Below are 18059 nucleotides of genomic sequence, written 5' to 3'. Positions count from 1 at the left end.
CACATGGTTAGTAAATTCAGCAACTAAGCATACTAGCTACCCTTCGGGTAAGCCTGCATGAAAATTCAGAGCAACGCTAGGCCCTGCTTAGTTGATTGAATTATTGACATCGCCTTGAATGCGATCGCGGAAATCTTCTATTGTCAGTTTTAACCCCTCTTGCAGAGGAATGGTAGGTTCCCAATTTAACCAAGTCTTTGCCTTGGTAATATCAGGCTGACGACGGCGGGGATCGTCCGAGGGTAGTGGCTCGTATTTAATCTGCGCGTCTGGGTTGATCATATTTTGCACAGCTTGCGCTAATTGCAAAATTGTGTATTCGCCAGGATTGCCCAAATTGACTGGGCCAATATAGTCACTATTCATCAAGCGGATGAATCCTTCTACCAAATCGGAAACGTAGCAGAAACTACGAGTTTGCGAACCATCCCCGTACACGGTTAAAGGATTACCCCGCAAGGCTTGAACTATAAAGTTGCTCACCACCCGACCATCGTTTTCTAACATTCTTGGGCCGTAGGTGTTAAATATCCGAACAACTCGAATATCAACTTTATTTTGTCTGTAGTAATCAAATGCTAAAGTCTCAGCAATTCTTTTACCTTCGTCGTAGCATGAACGTATCCCAATCGGATTAACGCTACCCCTATACTCTTCAGTTTGGGGATGAACTTCTGGATCTCCGTATACTTCACTGGTTGAAGCCAAGAAAAACCTAGCTTTCACACGTTTAGCCAGCCCCAACATATTCAGGGTTCCCATAACGTTAGTTTTAACAGTTTTAACTGGGTTGTACTGGTAATGTACTGGTGAAGCAGGACAAGCTAAATGATAAATTTGATCCACTTCTAACCGAATTGGTTCGGTAATATCGTGACGGATTAGTTCAAAGTACGGATGACCTAACCATTTAAGGATGTTGCGTTTATGACCTGTGTAAAAATTATCCAAGCATATTAATTCATGCCCATCATTCATTAGTCGGTCGATGAGATGGGAACCAATAAACCCAGCACCGCCCGTCACCAAAATTCTCATAGTTTCCTAGTTACTTACAAATATTTTCAGTAGCTATTGCGCTTACTTTTAGATTACCCAGCTTGGGGACAAAAATACAGAACTCAAAAAAGAACAAGGTTTAATCAAAAGTGTTGTTGAACTTACTTATTTTTTACAGTTATAGTTTTGTGATGTTTTTACCTGCTTTTTTAATAATTTAACTAGCAAAATAACAAACTTAGCCTCAATATTGTCAGTGTTCTAGTTAAAGTTCATCAAATCTTCAATAATATAAAGTGTTTATGGTTACTGCTGTTCTTAGCTGGATGCAAAGCAGCAAAAAACGGACTATAGGAATGTACAAATATTCCTACAGTCGATCCAGTTCACTCAGATGGACTGAAATCTGCCCAGTATTATACAGCAGACGTAATGCTAGTAACTGTGTTAGAGATAACTACATTTGTGGTTTGAGTGCGTTGCGGTTCTCCAAGCATGACAATGGAGCAGGTGAGTTGTCTGGCTAACTGGGTTGTAACATCGCTAATGGCTAACCCTCCAGGACTGGTACGATTGCGTATAAAAGGTAAAACTACTAAATCATATAATCGTGCTGCCTGCAAAATGGCTTGGGCAACATTTTCATGAGCGATAATTTGAATTTCTGGGGCATTAGCCAAAGCTAAATTAGATACCATTAGGGAGAGATGCGATCGCCTCCAAGCAATTTTACTGGAACTAGTGCGGCGATCGCACACATTTAGCACAGTAATGTGGCTCTGATTAGCCTCCGCCAGCATTTGGGCAAATTGTACAGGTTGTAATATGGGTGCTGTTAAGTTTTCTACTGGTACTAAGATGCGCTGAATTTTTTTCGGTGATTCTACTAAACGTGTCACCGCTACTGGACAATGGGATGCCCAAAGCACACCATCAATCACATTTCCAAATAAACGCGCTCGTAACCCAGTCCGTTTACCCCAACCCATAACAATTAAATTAGCCTTTTGTTCGCGGGCGGCTCGGCTAATTCCTTGAGCAAAGGCATCATCAATTCGCAGCATTGGTTCTGCGGTAACACCTAATAATCGACTGTGTGCCGTAGCTTTGGTCAATAACTGCTCGCTGCGTTGCAGAGAAGCTTCTAACTGCGGTGCATCCATGTGAGCAGCAGCATTAGCGATCGCCAGTGGTATAATTTTCCCCTGAGACTGATGTGCTAATAATGCTGCCATTTCAATCAAATGCTGTTCAGTATGAGGATTATAAACAGGTACAACTATCGTAAAAGCACTATCTGTATCTGGTGCATTCTGTTCAGGTAAAGGTGTTGCTGGATCTTGAGTTGGTAAGGAATTCAAACCAATAGCTATTCGACTGGTGATCAACGGCCCCAAGGTTGATGTGACAAGCATTAAAAGAATGACACTGTGTAATACTTCAAGTGGCAGCAACCCAGTCCGATATCCCACCAACGTACCTGCTAAAGTTGTACTAACTTGGGGAAGTGATAGCGACCAAATGGTTAGCGTTTCTTGCCATTTATAGCGGTAAACGAGTTTTGTCAATAAAGCTGCAATCAATTTACTGATAATCAAACCAACTATCATCAACAGTGTTAACTTGAGCGTGTCCAAGTTGTTCACAAAGGCGGATAGATCGATCAGTAAACCAAGGTCAACAAAGAAAATGGGAATAAACAGCACACTCCCAATAAATACTACCTTTTCTTTGACTGGGCCTTCACCCACGGCTTCATTTACTGCCAAACCTGCTAAAAAAGCGCCAACAATTTTTTCTACTCCAATCAATTGAGCGCCCACAGCCGCCAGAAATAGAGAAAGTAATACAAACAAAAATTTGTTTCCTTCGTCATCTCTAGACCGCTTGAAAAATTCCTTACCTGCCCAATCAAAGCCTGTAACAACGGCAACAGAGTAAATAGTTAACCGCCCGGAAAAGGTGAGTAGTTCAGCAAAGCTGAATACCCCATCATCAGCGATGCCTACACAAATGGCTAATATCAGTACTGCGCCAATATCTGTAAAAATCTTAGCTCCAATGGTGACAGTAACAGCTTCATTGTTTACCACTCCCAAACGGCTGATTATGGGATATGCCAAAAGGGTATAGGAAGCGAATAAAGAGCCAATTAAGATTGAGGTATTCCAGCCATAGCCTAAAATCAACCCTAATAAGGTTCCCATTACTAGGGGGACAATAAAAGTCAAGGTAGCAAACCCAAAAGCACGACTTTTTTGCCGACGAAACTTTTCGAGATCGACTTCTAGCCCTGCGACAAACAGCAAATAAATTAACCCAATATCTGATAGCAGGTTAATCATCGGTGAGTCAGACTGAAATAGATGCCAGCCTGAAGGCCCAAGTACTAGCCCTGAGAAAACCAAACCCACTAATCCTGGTAATCTTAGCCGCTCAAACATGATGGGGATAACTAAGATAACCACCAGCAAAATAGCAAAGGGAACAATTGGTTCCTTGCCAAGAACTTGGGAATTTAGTTCCAAAACAAGAACTTGTGATATGAGTTCCATCATGTAGGAATTGAAGGGGCTATGGTAAAAGTGCGATTACCTTGGGGCGATCGCCTGATGGATATAAAATTGGGAAGCCACCTGACGAAAAATTAAAAATATTAATTTACACTAACTAGGTAATTGTTTAAGAACTAACTACCTACGGATGGATTTGACTTAAAATAAACCGCAAGCGATCGTAGTCGTCTTTAAGTAGCACGCTCAGATTACGTCCAGCTTTAATTAGCCATTCTCGGTCAGCTTTGCGTAACTGGTATACATCTCGAATGGCTGCTGCGGTTAAAGACTCGACTGGCGCACCGTTAATACAAAGCAGTGTCCGCAAAAAATCTAGTTCTTCAGTAAATTTAACGATCGCTTCTGGTTCACACCGATAAACAGCTTGATGAATTTGCGGGGGGCGGGGTGGTAGATACTGATATATTCTTTGGTTATAACCTCGATTCTGGGAAGATTGCTCAAATCCCACGATCGCAGCGCGAAATTCTGTTCTCAACATGGCAAATATTTGGGGTTGTTCCTCGCGTAAGTCTTGCAATGACAACCCCAAAGCCCTAGCCCGGTGTACAGAATCTATAGGCATAGTAGTAGCATAATATACTACAGCATAGACTTGATTGCCAGATTCTTCATCTACAGAACAAACCCAACTACCAAAGGGTGGCATTGAGGGAAAGCTTAAATCTTCTGGTTCTAGACACTGAGCTAAAAATTCGGTACTAGTAGTTTCAATCACCTCCGCAATGTGGTTGGGATGGCGATCGCCAGTGGCAAACTGTGGTAAGGGGAGGCGCATAGTAATTTAGTCATTAGTCATTGGTCATTAGTCACTTGTACTAAGCTTTGCCTCTGGCGCAGCCTAAGAAGATAAGTATTAGTTTTTGCCAAATGACAAAGGACAAATGACTAATGACTAATCTTATTTGGCTTTTTTCCGTCCGGCTATGGTTTCTATGAGTTCCAATTCGCTTAGACGAAAGGTAACTAATTTATCCCAGTTACCACCTTCAAATAATACGGCTATTTTGCCATCACTCACCCGTTGCACGAGTCCTTCGTAACGATAATAGGTATCTGCGGGATTCTTGACGCGAACAGTTGCTCCAGGCAGAATCATATTTTTAGCCTCGTTTGTTTCCTTTTAATAGCTTAATACTTGTTAATAGTCATTTGTCATTGGTCATTGGTTATTAGCAAAGGACAACTGACAAATGACTAATGACAACTGACGAATCAATAATACTTCTGCTTTTGGCGAAAATTTGCTACCGATTCTACTATTCCCAAGGAAATGAAGTTAGTCAGCATAGCAGAACGCCCATAACTCATCCAAGGTAGGGGAATTCCTGCCACAGGCGCTAAACCTACAGTCATACCAACGTTCACAATAACTTGAAACACGATCATGGATAAAACCCCAATAGCCAACAAGGAACCAAAGTTATCTTTGGCGGTTTGGGCAACATGCAGCAGACGGAGGCAAATTAAGCAAAAGACAAACAGCACTACCAAACAACCAACAAAACCGAATTCTTCCCCGACTGCGGAGAAAATAAAGTCTGTATGCTGTTCGGGTACGAAATTCAGTTGTGTCATTGGCCCCTTAAATAAACCCCATCCCCAAATTTCACCAGCACCAATGGCAATACGAGATTGAATTAAGTGATACCCAGCACCGAGTGGATCGTGATCGGGATCCATGAATACAGTTAGCCGAGCTTTTTGATAGGGTTTTAAAATATGGTTCCAAGCGAAAACTCCTAATTCACCACCCAGTATATTGAGAGTCCACGCACCGATTGCACCACAACCAAATCTACGCCAAGGCAGAGTTTGCCAGCCCAAAATCGCCATCGCAAACGACCAAACTATTCCTAATGGCCCAAAAGATAGTTCTTTGAATAAAACTATCGGCTCTGATAAAGGCCAAGAAATACTAAACAAAATGGCAGCAACGACAGGAGATATTAGCAGAATTAACCAGCCTGGGTTAGCATTTGCCCAGTAAAGCATTCCTAAGACGATCGCACCAAATACCAGTGATGTTGCTAAATCTGGTTGCAAAAACACTAATCCCCAAGGTATAGCGGTAATTGCCAGAACCCGGAAAACACCTTCAAGGCTAGAAGCAGTACGTCTGTGTAACAACGCTGCTAAGGTGATAATCATGCCAACTTTGGCAAATTCTGAGGGTTGCACGTTAAAGCCGGCAATACTAATCCACCTCTGTGCCCCTTTAGCGCTAGTACCAGCAATCATCACAGCGACTAAGCTGAAATTCGTAAGTGAGTATGTTACCCAGTGCCACTGCATCAAAAGTTCGTAGCGGATGCGAGATAAAAACAGGGCTATAAGTACACCAATACCCGCTACCATCCAGTGCCACCACCAATCAGTTACTGGCTGCTTCAGTTCCGTGCTGAGGATCATGAGTCCACCAAAGATACTCACAGCAACAGGCAAACAAAATAGTAGCCAATCTACATTCTGCCAGGGCTTAACCCAAGACTTCCAGCGAATTTTGGGGAGCGATCGTTTTAATAACATTGTGCCAATTTAGACTTTTTTTTAGTGTTGGAGATTGGGGATTGGGAATTGGGGATTGGGGATTGGGGATTGGGAATGGGACATTGGGCATTGGGAATAGTTATTCTCCTTGCTCCCCTGCTCCCCTGCTCCCCTGCTCCCTGCCCCATTCCCCATTCCCCATTCCCAATCAATCTTTAGTATTCCCAAGACATAGCCCAGGAAGCAGATAGAAATTAAAATTAATTATGTCAATGCAGCAACTGATACTTTACCAGCAATGGTAAGAGCGATCGCTGTCAATGCTTTTGCTGAAGCTGAATCTGGATCGCCAACAACTATCGGCACACCACTGTCACCGCCAACTCGTGTGGAAATCTCTAGCGGTACGCACCCTAAAAGTGGCACTTCCAATTCGGCAGCAGTTTTGGAGCCTCCACCCGAACCAAAGATGTCATACTGCCTATCTGGTTGATCGGGAGGGATAAAATAGCTCATATTTTCCACGATTCCCAATACCGGGACATTCATCTGCTGGAACATCCGCAATCCCTTGCGAGAATCTAACAACGCTACATTTTGCGGTGTGGTGACAATTACCGCCCCTGCCATCGGCACTGCTTGAGTTAAAGTTAACTGAGCATCTCCAGTTCCCGGTGGCATATCTACAATCAAATAATCTAGTTCTCCCCACTGCACTTGATAGAGAAATTGGCGAATTACGCCATTGAGCATAGGCCCCCGCCAAATTACTGGTTGATCTCGGTCAATCAAAAAGCCCATTGAAACTAATTTGACACCGTGATTAAAAGCAGGTTCCAAGATTTCACCTGTTTCAGTAGAACGCACTACAATTTGGGCATCGGCTAGACCCAGCATCGTCGGATCATTGGGGCCGTAAATATCAGCATCTAACAAGCCGACTTTCGCCCCAGTTTGGGCTAGAGCCACTGCTACATTCACTGCTACCGTACTTTTACCAACGCCACCTTTGCCACTGGAAACAGCAATAATATTTTTGACACCAGAAATACCAGTACGGTCTGGCAAACTTTTTTGTTGCGGTGTTTCTGCGGTTACTTCTATGCTGACATCTGTAACACCTGGTAGCTTTTTGACAGCTTTTTGACAATCTTCAACGATAAATTCACGTAAAGGACAAGCAGGAGTTGTCAACACCAAAGTGAAACTCACTTTCCCATCGTCAATTTTGACGTTACGAATCATATTCAGTTCCACCAGACTTTTGCGGAGTTCTGGATCTTCCACAGGGCGCAAAATTTCTAAGACTGAGCGAGAATCAAGGACATCGTACATAAAAATTTAAAATTCAATTAATGAATAGATACACTTGTGGCGAACATCTTAGCTATTAACTCGATACTTTCTTGAGTAAGGTCAGCTTAGTGTTTTCACTGTCAATGCCGTAATAAAACTTAGTAAATAGCATTATTACCTAATAGAATCTTAACTTTGTTTGGGCATTGGGAATTGGGCATTGGGAATTGGGTATAGTTATTCTCCTTGTCTCCTTGTCTCTCTTATCCCTTACCTAAAAATCAAAACAACTATCATTAATGGATTTTTTCTTACCAGATACCGTTGGTAATGCCGTCTTTTCGGCTGCTTCTACTAAAGCTCGTGCTACGCGGTCTGCATAAGGACGGGATAAAGACCAAATCAGAGGCGAGAACCAACCCCGTAGGGTTACAGAATAAGACAAACAAGTACCACAAACCGTTGACTCTACTTGATAAGTCACTCGTTCTTCTATCCCCGGAATCGCTAGCACTCGGATAGTCAGCATCTCTCTAGGATTGACGCGCTCAACAAAAATACGGATAGGAATCGGCGAAAAACGTGTTACTGCGTGAAAAATTAATCCTGGTTTGGGTACTAATCCGTAGGGTACATTAGTACTTTTAAGTAATGGATGCCAGGAAACATCTGTTAAGTCAGCGACTTTTTGCCACAATTCATCTACAGAAGCAGAGCTAATTTCTCGATACGTCCGCACCAGAGAAGCGCAAAACCGACGACGTTTGCGGTGGATGAATTTGGATAACCAATCTTGCATTTTCCTAATCCTCCCCCTCTCTAGACACTTTCTGGTAACTCTGGTATCGTGTGCAACTACGTTCAGTTCCTGAAATACCAAATGAGCGAAATAGTAAAAATTAACAAAAAAAACTCAGTCAATATACAAGCCTATACGCATTTGAGGGAAAATAACTCTAGTGATGCCTATCAATCGTATAAATGTTTAACCAGTAAGAAAAAAGCGGGTTATGCAAATAGAACTTGATTGTTGGCACGTGTTTCCCCCAAATTCTAAAATAAGAAATTTGTGGCTTTCTGGAAATAAATTGTAATTTAGGTTCGGGAATCTATGTTGACCAACTCGCAAACACCAACTGTAGCAGCAGAATCATCCAAGTCTTTGCCAGCACCTGACGCTCAGATTAGAGTCAGTCAGTTTATGAAACAACTGCAAGACGAAATTGCCGAATCATTGGCAAAACTAGATGGTGTGGCTAAGTTTAATGAAGATAGTTGGGAACGCCCTGAAGGAGGCGGAGGGCGATCGCGCGTGCTGCGAGAAGGTAGAATATTTGAACAAGCAGGTGTAAACTTTTCTGAAGTTTGGGGTTCCCATTTGCCAGCCTCAATTTTAACCCAACGCCCTGAAGCCGCAGGTCATGGCTTTTATGCCACGGGAACTTCAATGGTGTTACATCCTCACAATCCTTATGTACCTACAGTTCATCTAAATTATCGCTACTTTGAAGCAGGGCCAGTGTGGTGGTTCGGTGGTGGTCTTGACTTGACACCTTATTACCCCTTTGCTGAAGATGCCGCACATTTACATAAAACATTAAAACAGGCTTGTGACAGACACCACCCAGACTATTACTCTGTATTTAAGCCGTGGTGTGATGAATATTTTTACCTCAAGCATCGTGATGAGACACGGGGCGTAGGTGGTCTGTTTTTTGATTACCAAGATGGTCAAGGTGCTTTATATCGGGGGCCAAATCCCAATGGGGAAGCGGCTATTCATAGCAATCAGGTAGGAATACCAGCAACCCGTAATTGGGAAGATTTGTTTGCCTTTGTCCAAGACTGTGGCAGATCATTTTTACCAGCCTACGTACCAATTGTAGAACGGCGGCATGGGATGGAGTATGGCGATCGCCAACGGAATTTTCAACTCTATCGCCGGGGACGGTATGTAGAATTTAATTTAGTTTACGACCGAGGCACCATTTTTGGACTACAAACCAACGGGCGCACCGAATCAATTCTCATGTCCCTACCGCCCTTAGTGCGCTGGGAATACGGCTATCAACCAGAACCCAATTCCCCCGAAGCTGAGTTGTATGAAACCTTCCTTAAGCCTCAAGATTGGATCAACTGGACACCCAAATAGTGCTGAGTAATGAGTGCTGAGTAATGAGTAATGAGTGCTGAGTAATGAGTGCTGAGTGCTGAGTTAGGAATTCTTCCCTATCTCCCTCATCCTCATCTCCCCCACTCTCCACTTTAAATTGCTACTCAGTATTTGTTTAGTAAGTTAAACTACTAAAGTTAAGCACTTAGCAGAAAAAGGTGACAATTTTAGCTATAGCTTGTTAATCTCGAGTGACAGCATTAGAGAATTCTGTAACTAGCTAATCTTAAGATAAATGCCAAGGGGAGGGCTTTAGTGATTCATATAGACCAAAAAACTTATACAACCCAAGACGGAAACACCGTTATTGTCCTGACACCAGCAGGTCGCCTCGACATTACCACTGCTTGGCAATTTCGCCTGAAATTACAAGAGTGTATTTCCAAACTCAGCCGCCATGTAGTTGTAAATTTGGCTCAGGTAAATTTTATTGATAGTTCTGGTCTTACGTCTTTGGTAGCGGGAATGCGTGATGCTGATAAAGTCAAGGGCAGTTTCCGTATCTGTAATGTACATCCAGAAGCCAAACTCGTGTTTGAAGTGACGATGATGGATACTGTCTTTGAAATCTTTGAAACAGAAGAGGAAGCTTTAGAAGGTGTACCTCGTAGCATCGCTAGCTAAAAAAGAGTTAGGAGTTAATTGAAACTTCATAACTCGTAACTAATGAATCATAACTTTATCTTATTGAATACTGATTCCGCTTGGTGTAGCGATAAGGGCCCATAATCGCTCCCCAAGTTGCTTTTCCAGTTGCTGGGTCGATTCCTTTGTCGTAGCTGTGAAATGCTGTCGCAGTGGTTTCAAACCCCAAGGAAACATAGATGCTATTGCCAAGATAAGTAAAGCTGCAAAGAGTCTCTGGTTGTGGAGTGGCGGTGAACTTATAGCGATCGCCAGCTAGTGTTTCCTGAGTTACTGTTAGGATACAACCTGGTAGTAAATCTAATTGTTCGGGTGTCAGTGTGTTCAGTAGAGTAGGGTTATTGCCTGCGCCTCTTAATACATCTGGATCTTGAGGCATATAATATTGTACTTCCAAAGATTTGTCATTGTTGCCCTGACGCAACCGCATAATTCTTTGGCGGTAAGGTTTATCTAGGTTGAGCGCGTTAGCTTGTTCAGCGAACAGGGTAATGCTATCTTCTGTAAAAAGATTAATTGGTCTTTGCCACATTCGGAGATGGACATACCAAATAGGTTCTCCTATAGCTTGTTCTTGATTATCAAATTCACCAGCTAGGTACTCACCTAAAGCAATTAACTGTGGCGAAAAGTTCATAAATGCGATAAATAAATCATTAAGGATAAATATTTTTGGCTAGTTTTTTAGAAAAAAGGGTCTTAATCCCCTATGGCTACTAGCTTATAAAATACTTGTGATTTTTTATATTGTAAATGAAACCGTCACCAGTCAAAAGCTCAACTTGGCAAAGTAGCCTTTAAGCGAGAAAATAAAGATACGTCGCCCTTAACATTTTCTTTGTGAATAACGTCCGTACTGTCTCTGATACAAAAAGAACTTTTTACAATCTTCACACCCGTCCGATTAACACTATTTATCGTCGGGTGGTAGAAGAGTTGATGGTAGAAATGCATCTACTGTCAGTAAATATCGATTTTAGCTACAATCCAATTTATGCCTTGGGCGTCGTCACTACTTTTGACCGCTTCATGCAAGGCTATCAACCAGAAAGGGATCAAGAATCAATTTTTAACGCCCTATGTCGGGCTATAGAACAAGATCCGCAACACTATCGGCAGGATGCTGAAAGATTGCAAGCTGTAGCTAAAGGCTTGCCAGTTAAAGATTTAATTGGGTGGCTAGGCCAAACTACTTACTTAGATCGAGATACTGACTTGCAAGCACAACTGCAAGCGATCGCCAATAATCCTAACTTTAAATACAACCGTTTGTTCGCAATTGGTTTATTTTCGTTATTGGAACAGTCAGATCCTGAATTAGTCAAAGATCAAAAGCAACTCACTGAGGCGCTAAAAGCGATCGCTGCCGGCTTGCATATATCTGATGACAAACTCAACAAGGATTTGGAGTTATACCGTTCTAACCTAGAGAAAATGGCGCAAGCGCTAGTGGTGATGGCAGATATGCTCTCAGCCGATCGCAAAAAACGCGAACAACGCAAACAACAATCAAGCACACCCGTTGCTCCCCCAAGTTCCAACGAATAGTTAGGAAATGCTAGAGACACGATTAATCGCGTCTGTACAGGAGTTAGGAGTTAGGAGTGATGAGTTGTTAATAACTCCTAATTCCTCACTCCTTACTATTGATTTTAAACGCCCAATATTTTGTAGATCAAGCTGTTAATTATAGTCAGCGTAAATGCTCCAATAACAGCACTCCAAATCCCGTAACGTAAGCGAAAGCCTTCTACTAACCAAGCAGCAATACTAAAACAAACCACGGCAATCATAAATGTAAAAATGCCGGATAGTAAGTCCAGTGTAAGTAAATTTGGGACTGCAAAAATGAGGCTTAAAATCGGTCTGACTATTGCCGTCACAATACCAAGCACTGCGGCAGAAAGAAAAGCTTTCCCAGGAGTATCAATTTCAACTCCTAAAGGTAATTTACTAATTATCAACAGGCTGATAGCTGTTACTACCCAAACAATTAAAAGCGTAACGATATTCATGCCACAACCCCTGATATTAATTCGTAATTCGTAATTCGTAATTCGTAATTATGACACAGTGAAAAATGCTTGTTCCAAGCGTTTTCCAATCTGTTAACCCATCTAGTTAAACAAAACATCCTTCCCCAATTTGGTATGAAATGTGGATGGTAATTGGTGAGAAATTACTTAGTTTATACAATGGGAAATCTTTAAAGCTCAACCAATTATTTGTAAATTAGCAGGTTTTTTTTCTCTAGCCGAGATTTATTCTAGATATCTTTAGGTTTAGGAAAAGGTTTGAAGGGAGAGGCACGGGAGAAATAAGCAATGCCCCATGCCCCACGATCCCTATTTCATCTTTTAAGAGGAGGTTGGGTTTGTTTCGGTGCTACAGGCGCTTGTGATGCTGGTGGGTTAGAAATGCCAGGATTGATAGGACTGATACCTTGCCCGCTTGGAGGCTGACTTACGCCAGGTAAGGGTGCGGAATTAGGTGCTAAGGGAAATTTAGGGCTAAGATTGCCTTCAGGATTGATGCCTGGAAATGGTGCTGTACTAGGATTAATTGGCAAAGAGGGAATATTCGGCTGATTGAGTGAGTTAATGGGTGGTTGAGATGGGCCAGGAATAATTCCTAAAGAAACGCGATCGCCTCCTACTTGCCGTAGCAAATCTAATGTCTCAATCACATCATTGTAAGTTGCTGTCCGCGAAGCATTTAGCACCACAACAGCACTGGGATTTGCTTGGAGATACTGTTTTAACCTTGCTCCCAAATCGTCCCGTTTTACAGCCTGTTTTTCGATATAAGTGTTGCCAACAGCATCGATAGTTACAATCAAACTTCCACTCTGGGATGTTATTCCAGATACTGTACTGGGACTGGCTTTGGGCAAATCAACATTTATTGCTTGTTGTCGCGTAAATTGTAATGCCGCTAACAAAAAAAATGTCAGGATACAAAAAACAACATCAATTAAAGGGATGATTTGAATTTGGACTTCTTCAATTGGGGTATGTAGATTAACTTTCATTTTCTCAATTTAAACGCCTGATTTGGGGGTTGAATTATAGACTAATTAGGTAGACTCGGTGGTTCAGGAGGTTCAGGCAACCTAGTCTTTCCTGGCTTGCGGGGTGGAGTAAAATTTTCCCGTACAATTGCTGATGTACTATTACTAAAATCAGGGGGGGACTGGCGGTAGAGCAATTCCATCTCATTCCCTGCCTTCCGAAAAACTTTGACTTGGTTAACTACAAAACTTTGAAATAGGCGGTAAAATACCAAACTAATAATGGCAACTATTAGCCCAGTTGCCGTACTAATTAAGGATTCCCCAATACCAGTAGTCACTCCGGCGGTAGATTCAGTTCCCAAATCACCAATCCGAATTGAGCGCAGAGAATGGATTAGACCTAAAACTGTACCTAATAATCCCAGAAGCGGGGCGAGCGCAATCACGGCTTCTAAAAGTTTTTCGCCCCGCCGCATTCCAGCCAATTCATCTTCGGCTGTAGCCTCAAGTGCTAGTCGAAAGGTTTCCGCATCAGTTTTTGGGAAACGTAAGGGTGCGTAGAGAAAACGCCCGACAGGTTGATGGCTTGCACCTCTTGCAATATCCGCAGCTGCTTGCCAATTATCCTGGGCTGCATCCAGAATGCGATCTACTATTTGCTTTTCCTGAGTCAAAATTCGCACCCAGAACCACAGGCGCTCAAAAATGACACTCAAAGATAGAATCGACAGAATAAGCAAAGGCCACATCGCTGGCCCGCCCTTATAAAACAAATCTAAAATATCCACTGTTTAAGTTTCCTCCCTCCACGACTAGAGCAAATGTGCTAAAGCATTTTAATTCTAGAGATTAATGCAAAATGAGGGACTTCCAAAATATAAATTTATCGAAAACTTAAAAAGTCGGTATAAGCACAATAAAACTCTTGCAATACCAGACTTTTGTACAAAATTACAAAGCAGGTATTTGGTAAGAAATGACGAGTAGCGTCTACCAGACTAACTAGGACGGTTATTCCCACCGGGAGTTTTTAGCATAATTTGTCAAAATTAAAGATAACTGGAGGTTCAAAATATGAAATTTTCAATCCAATCACTTTACACCTGGTATGGCAATTTGCTTCGTAACCCCAAGTATCGTTGGTGGGTAGTTTTAGGAACATTAGTTTATTTGGTCAGCCCAGTTGATTTTCTTCCTGACGTTTTCCCCATAATCGGACAGGTTGATGATGTTTTCCTTTTGACTCTCCTGGTTAGTGAGGTGTCTGGGCTAGTAATTGAGGGCTGGAAAGCTCGTAAGGGTGATGTAGGAACTGAAGCTGAAGCAGTTAATACTACTGAGACTTCTACTACTGCTGCAAGCACTATTGATGTTGATGCTGTTTCGGTTAAGTAGTTTTAACAAAACCCCTGCTTTTGGAATCTGAGGTAGGGGATATTTTTTATATATAAAAAAAATGCAGATGTAAGCCCGATACGGTTCGGTTAAAGGGGAAAGGGGAAAGGTGAAAGGTTTTAAATACATCCTTTACCCCTTACCCCAAAACCATTTCCCAGACCAGAAGGAAAGTTCATTGTGCTTATCCAAACCGTATTGGATGTAAGCCCACAAGCAGGGGATGAAAAAGTATGATTCAAGCCCAACTAAGCAGAAATATGGTAATTTATCGAACAGAATTGAAGAGTTAGGAGTCAGAATTCAGAATTAATCTTTGACCGAAAAAGCGGATAGCGCAGCGTTAACGAGTCCGAATCCCCGACTGATGAATTCTGAGCCTTGTTAGCGGTAGCAGGGCGTTTAGCCCATTCTGACTTCTTAATTCTCCTTTAAATAACTATTTAAAATATTTTGCTTTTTTTTGGAAATGTGTATTCATTTTTGACAAATCACAAATTTCAAAACCGACCTAATTGCAAATTGTAATTAATACTGAAGAACCAGCCATCAAAATCAATGTTTTCGACGGTTGAACTACCTAAACTTACCCCAGCCTGTATATTCATATTAGCAGTATCGGATATTCGGTAATTTAAGTGCCCGAACAGCCGATGAAATTCGTCTTCTCGATCGCGCTGTGTAAAGTCCGATAAGTTCATCTGGTAGTTAATACCAACCTGGAGAGGCTTTTGCAAATAGTAGTTCAGAGACACCCAAAAGGAATTAATTATCCGATCGCGACTTTGGGGGTCAGCAAAATTTACACTTAACTCGTAGAAGCTATCTAACGTTAATTTTGAAGTTAAAGGATCTCGCCGTCCCAAAGATAGTTGCAGAGAATTCTCATTTAAAAAGCGATCGCCTGCTTTGAAGCTATTCAAGCGATCGCTGTTGTTTGCATAAAATAACTGTTGATTACTCCAACTGAGTTCACCGTACATTCGTTGGGATAGCTGCTGGTAAATACTGAGATTAAATCTTACCTGGTTGTAATGGTATTGTGACTGATTTATATAACGAATGAGATTGCCATCAATTGAGCCGTTTAAATAAGTCTTAGATCCTAAAGGGAAATATGCAGAGGCTAGCGTCAGTCCAGAAATAATTAAACCATCTTCTATAGGATTATCATCTGAGGAAAAAATATTAGTTGTCTGGAAATAACCAACACGGCCCTGTAGATAGCCTATGGGTTTCGACTTAGGTACAGGTAGGGGTTGGGGTGTCGGTGGAAGAGGAGGTTGTTCTAGGGGTCTTAACCGCACACGCAATCCTAATTCGCGATCGCTATTAGACTCAGTCGGTGATTTTGGCGATCGTAGCAGTCGTGTTAGCCTCTCTAGCCTTTGGGAATAATTTATATTAGGTGCATTTAATAATTCCTCTTTTGAATCTGAAGGAGATGTAGGCAAAACACTTGGTTGCGATTCTAGCTGTGGTGGGTCATTTTGCTTTTGAGTATCCCCAAGTTCTTCGGTTGGGTCTTGGACTTGAGTTGTTTCGGGTGGTTGCTGTGCCAGATTTAACGGCATTTGTAAGTATAAAAGATGCGATGCACTGGACTGCTTACACAAAGAGTTAGTTACCTCTTTCTGCAACTTTTGACACACTTGATAAGTTACCTGTGTGCTTGCTAAATTTTTATAACGCCAAATCTCTGTATTTACAGATTCTGCCGCATCTACTCTAATGCAACACCAGCTTCCACCATTGGACGTTAACAAAATACAAAAAAATAAATTTTTCCAGTTCTTGAATCGCATCTAGTTAGATCGCGTCAATCGCGTTTGGCAAATGTAGACATACAAGCTAAATCAGGATTTTAGATTCAGAATATAGGGACTTCCAGTTAAAAAATATCCCATTCTAGGGGCGCAATGCCTTGCACCCTTACAAATATGCAGATAATTTGGGATAATTGATTTTCTGCAAGCCCCCTACAATTGAATGCATCTATTCTAGCTTTGTAGGTATATACTAAAACTACAAACGGAAATTGCCGTTTTTCAGATTTTCTCCCACTTTTTCAAAAATAATCTAGAATCTTTCGATATAATTTATGCTCACCTTTAATGAGATACAGCCATTCAGTCATTTCATAGATAGATTTATAAAAACTTTTTTCCCATATCATTGATAATGCTGTAGCTGCTGATTCCGATTCTGATTAAAATGTTTCGGAAGAAAAACTTAAATAAATTAAACATATAGTGTATTGTGTAGTTCATTTATTAATTTTTATGTACTTGATTTAAAATAAAAACTCAAAAAGTTTAACTAAGAAAACTTTCCTATAAAAATGAGCAGAACTTAAATATTGAAGTTTTTTGATACTAGTTGAAGTTCACAAATTATCCAACTATGTTTTATAAATCATTTCCATTATTAGTGATTAGTCTATGGGGAATTATGGTACTACCTTTGTCAAATAGGGTAAGTGCCATAACACCTCTAACGCGAGCGGAGATTCAAAGCCTCCGCAACATAGTACAACTTATACCCAAAGATAGACATAAAAAGCGTCCTGCACGCAAATCAGATGCAATGACTCCTGGGGATGGGTTGTCAACTGGTCGAGCTTCCCTAGCAGACTTGCGCTTTAACGATGGTTCTTTAGCACGAGTTGGGGAACAGGCCATATTTCAATTTTTACCAAAAACTCGTAGTTTTAGATTGTCAAATGGAACCGCATTGCTGCTTATCCCACCTGGAAGGGGGCAAACACGTATACAAACGCCAAGTGCAGCAGCAGCAATTCGTGGTTCAGCATTATTTGTCCGCTACAACAAACAAACTGACACCACAATTGTGGGTGCGCTGACAAATAGCGGCATTGAAGTTTTTAATAAGGAAGCTTCTCAAAGTCAGGTGCTGCAAGCAGGACAGATGATGGTTATAGTGAAAGGCAAATTTCAGGGTTTATACGATTTTGATTTGAGAAATTTTTATGAAACGAGCGATATGGTTCGGGGGCTTGATTTAACTAGACAAAATCTTACACCTACAGCAGACCCAGCGATCGCAAGCGTTCAAGCTGAAACTGCTGCGGCTTTGAATGCACAGTCGCCAATTATCGGCGAGGGAGTAGTTGAAAACCCATCTTTTGTAAAGCTAACCACTAGTCCTTCAACTTCTTCCACCAACGACATTATTACAGACAATTCCCCTGTAGAAGCCATTACAGATGATTCTCCATTAAATTCCTTTCAGGACATAGGGCAAGTCCTGTCAAATACTAAGCGGCAATCTGTGATAAATGGTAATAACAATGTAAACACTCAAAATAATAAGGTAGGTGTTGATTTTAATAGAACCCTAACAACACCTCAAAATCCCTCAGTTCAATCAACAGGCGGTGGGTCGGGGACAACTACTCCAGAACCGACAGGCGGTGGGTCGGGGACAACTACTCCAGAACCGACAGGCGGTG

Annotated in this window: 17 protein-coding genes; 5 read left to right on the top strand and 12 right to left on the bottom strand. The window is 41.6% G+C overall.

Annotation, left to right across the window (positions count from 1 at the left end; genetic code table 11):
- Positions 1 to 87 precede the first annotated feature (87 nt).
- The 7 genes from RMZ41_RS23015 to RMZ41_RS22985 form a co-directional block, all read right to left on the bottom strand.
- A complete protein-coding gene (locus RMZ41_RS23015; protein ID WP_322644759.1) occupies positions 88 to 1038 on the bottom strand; it encodes a UDP-glucuronic acid decarboxylase family protein in 951 nt (316 codons plus the stop codon).
- Positions 1039 to 1415: 377 nt separating this feature from the next.
- Positions 1416 to 3554, bottom strand: a complete 2139-nt coding sequence (locus tag RMZ41_RS23010; RefSeq protein WP_322644772.1) for a cation:proton antiporter — start codon at positions 3552 to 3554, stop codon at positions 1416 to 1418.
- A 142-nt stretch (positions 3555 to 3696) separates the two neighbouring features.
- Positions 3697 to 4353, bottom strand: coding sequence for an HAS-barrel domain-containing protein (locus RMZ41_RS23005; protein WP_194142285.1), 657 nt, complete (start codon positions 4351 to 4353; stop codon positions 3697 to 3699).
- Positions 4354 to 4476: 123 nt separating this feature from the next.
- Positions 4477 to 4674 carry an NAD(P)H dehydrogenase subunit NdhS gene (locus RMZ41_RS23000; RefSeq protein ID WP_322644760.1) on the bottom strand — a complete coding sequence of 66 codons (198 nt, stop codon included), beginning with the start codon at positions 4672 to 4674 and terminating at the stop codon, positions 4477 to 4479.
- Between the two features lie 116 nt (positions 4675 to 4790).
- Positions 4791 to 6104, bottom strand: coding sequence for a rod shape-determining protein RodA (gene rodA, locus RMZ41_RS22995; RefSeq protein ID WP_322644761.1), 1314 nt, complete (start codon positions 6102 to 6104; stop codon positions 4791 to 4793).
- A 225-nt stretch (positions 6105 to 6329) separates the two neighbouring features.
- Positions 6330 to 7400, bottom strand: coding sequence for an Mrp/NBP35 family ATP-binding protein (locus RMZ41_RS22990; protein ID WP_322644762.1), 1071 nt, complete (start codon positions 7398 to 7400; stop codon positions 6330 to 6332).
- Positions 7401 to 7635: 235 nt separating this feature from the next.
- Positions 7636 to 8160 carry an SRPBCC family protein gene (locus tag RMZ41_RS22985; RefSeq protein ID WP_322644763.1) on the bottom strand — a complete coding sequence of 175 codons (525 nt, stop codon included), beginning with the start codon at positions 8158 to 8160 and terminating at the stop codon, positions 7636 to 7638.
- Between the two features lie 312 nt (positions 8161 to 8472).
- On the opposite strand from RMZ41_RS22985, the gene hemF reads away from it, so the two are divergent.
- A complete protein-coding gene (gene hemF / locus RMZ41_RS22980; RefSeq protein WP_322644764.1) occupies positions 8473 to 9513 on the top strand; it encodes an oxygen-dependent coproporphyrinogen oxidase in 1041 nt (346 codons plus the stop codon).
- 276 nt (positions 9514 to 9789) lie between these two features.
- Complete coding sequence (locus RMZ41_RS22975; protein ID WP_012411454.1) at positions 9790 to 10158, top strand: STAS domain-containing protein; 369 nt, start codon at positions 9790 to 9792, stop codon at positions 10156 to 10158.
- Between the two features lie 55 nt (positions 10159 to 10213).
- Here the strand turns inward: RMZ41_RS22975 and RMZ41_RS22970 are convergent, their stop codons facing one another.
- Positions 10214 to 10816, bottom strand: coding sequence for a chromophore lyase CpcT/CpeT (locus tag RMZ41_RS22970; RefSeq protein WP_322644765.1), 603 nt, complete (start codon positions 10814 to 10816; stop codon positions 10214 to 10216).
- A 203-nt stretch (positions 10817 to 11019) separates the two neighbouring features.
- Between RMZ41_RS22970 and psb29 the strand changes: the two genes are divergently transcribed.
- Positions 11020 to 11727 (top strand): photosystem II biogenesis protein Psp29, encoded by a 708-nt coding sequence (gene psb29 / locus RMZ41_RS22965; protein ID WP_322644766.1) that lies wholly within the window; start codon positions 11020 to 11022, stop codon positions 11725 to 11727.
- A 104-nt stretch (positions 11728 to 11831) separates the two neighbouring features.
- On the opposite strand, the gene RMZ41_RS22960 is transcribed toward psb29, so the two are convergent.
- The 3 genes from RMZ41_RS22960 to RMZ41_RS22950 form a co-directional block, all read right to left on the bottom strand.
- Complete coding sequence (locus RMZ41_RS22960; RefSeq protein ID WP_289798955.1) at positions 11832 to 12194, bottom strand: phage holin family protein; 363 nt, start codon at positions 12192 to 12194, stop codon at positions 11832 to 11834.
- A 335-nt stretch (positions 12195 to 12529) separates the two neighbouring features.
- Positions 12530 to 13210, bottom strand: a complete 681-nt coding sequence (locus RMZ41_RS22955; protein ID WP_322644767.1) for an ExbD/TolR family protein — start codon at positions 13208 to 13210, stop codon at positions 12530 to 12532.
- 41 nt (positions 13211 to 13251) lie between these two features.
- Positions 13252 to 13980 (bottom strand): MotA/TolQ/ExbB proton channel family protein, encoded by a 729-nt coding sequence (locus RMZ41_RS22950; protein ID WP_322644768.1) that lies wholly within the window; start codon positions 13978 to 13980, stop codon positions 13252 to 13254.
- Between the two features lie 286 nt (positions 13981 to 14266).
- On the opposite strand from RMZ41_RS22950, the gene RMZ41_RS22945 reads away from it, so the two are divergent.
- Positions 14267 to 14587 carry a YkvA family protein gene (locus tag RMZ41_RS22945; RefSeq protein WP_322644769.1) on the top strand — a complete coding sequence of 107 codons (321 nt, stop codon included), beginning with the start codon at positions 14267 to 14269 and terminating at the stop codon, positions 14585 to 14587.
- A 500-nt stretch (positions 14588 to 15087) separates the two neighbouring features.
- On the opposite strand, the gene RMZ41_RS22940 is transcribed toward RMZ41_RS22945, so the two are convergent.
- Entirely contained in the window at positions 15088 to 16392 is a 1305-nt protein-coding gene (locus tag RMZ41_RS22940; protein ID WP_322644770.1) for a hypothetical protein, read from the bottom strand.
- 598 nt (positions 16393 to 16990) lie between these two features.
- Here RMZ41_RS22940 and RMZ41_RS22935 point away from each other — a divergent pair.
- On the top strand, positions 16991 to 18059 hold a 1069-nt coding region (locus RMZ41_RS22935; RefSeq protein WP_409875809.1), incomplete at its 3' end, for a FecR domain-containing protein.

Origin of the sequence: Nostoc sp. DedVER02, assembly GCF_034530675.2 — a bacterium.
Lineage (GTDB): Bacteria > Cyanobacteriota > Cyanobacteriia > Cyanobacteriales > Nostocaceae > Nostoc.
The sequence above is the reverse complement of the archived record's forward strand: the minus strand, read 5'-3'. Positions and strand labels throughout refer to the sequence as shown.